This is a genomic window from Emticicia sp. (assembly GCF_049241225.1).
In the GTDB taxonomy this organism is placed as follows: domain Bacteria; phylum Bacteroidota; class Bacteroidia; order Cytophagales; family Spirosomataceae; genus Emticicia.
This window is the reverse complement of record NZ_JBMLRC010000494.1, coordinates 34,357-37,408: the sequence shown is the minus strand read 5'-3', so window position 1 is coordinate 37,408 and position 3,052 is coordinate 34,357. Positions and strand designations below refer to the sequence as shown.

Here is a 3,052-nt window from a genome sequence, read left to right as displayed (position 1 = left end):
AATCTTATTACTTATAACTGGTTTTCCAATCACCAGTCACTAATAGCTTGTAGTATCAGTAGCTATATCATCATCAGTTTGAGCGTTGAGTGAATCAACGGCAAATGTACCTTTGGTTCTACGCATTGTGTAGTGCGTAAAATCTTGGTCGGCATCCATTCCAATGCCATGTAGTTCTTCTTTTGGAGTTTTAATCGTAAACTTTTTATCGGTAAAGACCTTCTTTTGTACAGGACTCCAATTCAATACCTCAGTAGAAAGACTTTGCTGTTGTAATCGATTGAAAAAGAATACATTACCCATTACTTTGTAGAGTCCTTTACTTTTTTCGTATCGTCCAGAATCACCACGCAGTGAAGAATATTCGACGCCGTTTTTATCATAAAATGTCACATAGACCGCTTTAGGATAAACTTCGTCTTCGTTTTCAAATTTTAATTGACGTGCGGTTGTAAGTTTTACAGTTGTTCGGCCCGAATCGCTGTACATTACGTTCAGATTTTCAGTGGCCATCAATGGCCCATTATATTTTTTTGTAGCTTCAACTTTCTTTTTTTCTTCGCAAGAAGTCAGAAATAGAGTCATTGACAGCAAAAAAATAACCTCAACAATGTATTTAAAAGAATTAATCATATTTAAGGATAAAACAATTGTGTTGTATGAGCCGCCCGAAGGCTTGCTCCACAAAGATTTTAATCAATTTTAGGTTTCAAGAACCAACGAGTATCCATTAATGAGAATCCAAGCGACATTTTTATGTAGTTTTCTTGCACTAAACCATTCCCAACAACTCCGCGATTTCCGAATGCAACTGAGAAATCAATGTAACTTACACTACGATAGGCCAAGGGAGTAGATAAACCGAATGAAAAACTATTGTCTTTGATATGCGTGCCATTAACCAAATAAGGTGTTTTAACTTGTTGGAAACCAGCACGGTAGAATACTTGATTGAAGTATTTGGTGGAAGTATATTTTGGCAGGTATTCTACGCCGAAAGCGATTTTTTCGCTGTTTGTTAGGTTTCCTTCCATTTTGCCATCAAAGTTGCGGTATTGTGTCCAGTCCTGGCGGCTATATTCGGCGGCAAAAGTCCATTTGTATGGGCTTTCGATACTAATTCCAAGAGCAGTTCTTGAAGGCAAGGTAATGCCACCGTTGTAAATTGCTAAAGTGTCGGGTTTTTGGATAATTTGAGGACCAGTACCGTTATCATAAAGTGTAGAATACGTACGGATTCTTTCACCATTCATTTTGCTTTGTAGCTCATAAGTTCCACCGACATTTAAGTTCCATTTTTCGGCCAGTTTTTGTTGAAAAGCAAAACCAGTTTTTAACGCAAAACCACTCACCGAAACTCGGTCAGTGAAACGTTGGTACAAATCGTTTGAACTGAGTAAAAGCAATGAAGTAGTATCGCGGCGGAAACTACCGAAATAAAAACCTGTTTCGGCTCCCAAATATAGTTTTTTTCCAACCAAAACACCATTAGACCATGCTGCTTTTGATAAACCTCCAAGCCCTTTGTAAGTATGACTCACCGATTGGTTGGTTCCAGCAATGGTTTGTGTAAAACGAGCTTCGTGGTCAACGCCTGAATAAGGCTGCATCGAAATGGCTGTGGTCCACTTTGTCTTAACAGGAAAAGCCAATGTAATGTGGCTAAGGTTCATACCAAAGTCAGATTGCGAAAGGGTTCCGTTTGAGAGTGTTTTGTATTGTCCACGTAAACCTGTGTTAAAAGACACATAACGGTTTTTGGCTAAAAGTGCAGGGTTGATAGTATTAACCGCAATACCATTGCCAAAGCTCAATCCTGTACCGCCCATGGCATCGTAGGCGATTGCACTGCCCGAAAAAACATCTCCAATTCCGAGGGCCGAATACGGTGAATTACCGTAAAGTCGAGATTCCTTTTGTGCGAAAGATTCAGTAATTGACAGAATACAGATAAATAGGTAAGCAGTTAGTTTAATTTGTTTCAACATTGTATTGTAAAATTCTGTTCAGACCAATCAGGGTCAAATTTGGGATATTTTGTATCGAAAAAGTAGTACTTGTGGCTACTTGATTTGAATCAATAGATAAATTATGTGCAAAGGTCGGCTTTTTTATTTGACTTTCAAAGAAACTCGCATCTCCACCGCACAATATAACTTGACAGCTGCCGAGTTTTGCGTAATTTTCTATCATTCCGTTGGCTTCTGCAATAATAGCGTTGATTACTCCGCTCTGAATGCAGGCTTTGGTGTTTTTGCCAATTAAATCTGGTATTCCTTCGGCTTCTACGAGTGGTAATCTTTTAGTAAACGTATGAAGAGCTTCGAATCGTATTCGCATCCCAAGAGAAATTATGCCACCTTCAAATGCCCCGATGCTTGAGACGTAATCATATTTGATGGCTGTTCCCATATCGATGATTAACACGTTTTGATTTGGGAATAGAAAATTTGCCCCAACAGCCCCAGCCAATCGGTCAGAACCAAGTGTTTGCGGGGTTTCGTAGTGTTTTTTTATCGGAATTGGTGTGTCGGGGCTGAGAAAAAGTTTATAGATTGAAAAACCTTTAAAAATATCTTCGAGTTCGGTTTGTGATTTAGTTACTGATGAAATGATGATATTTTTAACATTATTTAACTGAATCAGTTCTTCGATTTTTGGCAGCTCTAAGCCACGATGTACTTCCAAAAGCTGATTTTCGTTGAAAAAACCAATTTTTGCGAAAGTATTCCCAATATCAATGGCTGCGTTCATGTTTAAGGTATTATCTTTAGTTATCCGTGACACGCATAGCGTGTCACGGAGTATCTTCTTTGACAAAAAGTTTATTCGCAAAAACGATTACTTACTCTTTATCTTTTGATTTTGATTTGAGAGCTGTTTTTCGACGAATATTAGCCGGACGTTTAGTGATTTCGATTGGATAACCCAATAAATCACGAATCACAACCGAAGCACAAACACCACCAAAAGCAGCAGGTAAATAGGAAATAGTACCATAAGCTGAGCGTTTGAAATTGGCTCCATCGGTCAGAATCAATGATTCTTTCAT

3 protein-coding genes and 1 pseudogene are annotated in these 3,052 nt (G+C 38.5%); all 4 read right to left on the bottom strand.

What is annotated here, in order from left to right:
- Window positions 1-39: 39 nt before the first annotated feature.
- Window positions 40-633: an LPS export ABC transporter periplasmic protein LptC gene (gene lptC / locus ACOVO2_RS25755; protein WP_421772734.1), complete on the bottom strand. Its 594-nt coding sequence runs from the start codon at window positions 631-633 to the stop codon at window positions 40-42.
- Between the two features lie 59 nt (window positions 634-692).
- Window positions 693-1,988, bottom strand: coding sequence for a hypothetical protein (locus tag ACOVO2_RS25750; RefSeq protein WP_421772733.1), 1,296 nt, complete (start codon window positions 1,986-1,988; stop codon window positions 693-695).
- Window positions 1,972-2,754 (bottom strand): type III pantothenate kinase, encoded by a 783-nt coding sequence (locus ACOVO2_RS25745; protein WP_421772732.1) that lies wholly within the window; start codon window positions 2,752-2,754, stop codon window positions 1,972-1,974. The genes ACOVO2_RS25750 and ACOVO2_RS25745 overlap by 17 nt, the downstream gene beginning before the upstream one ends.
- 91 nt (window positions 2,755-2,845) lie before the next feature.
- Window positions 2,846-3,052, bottom strand: a pseudogene (locus ACOVO2_RS25740) (tRNA threonylcarbamoyladenosine dehydratase); the annotation flags it as partial.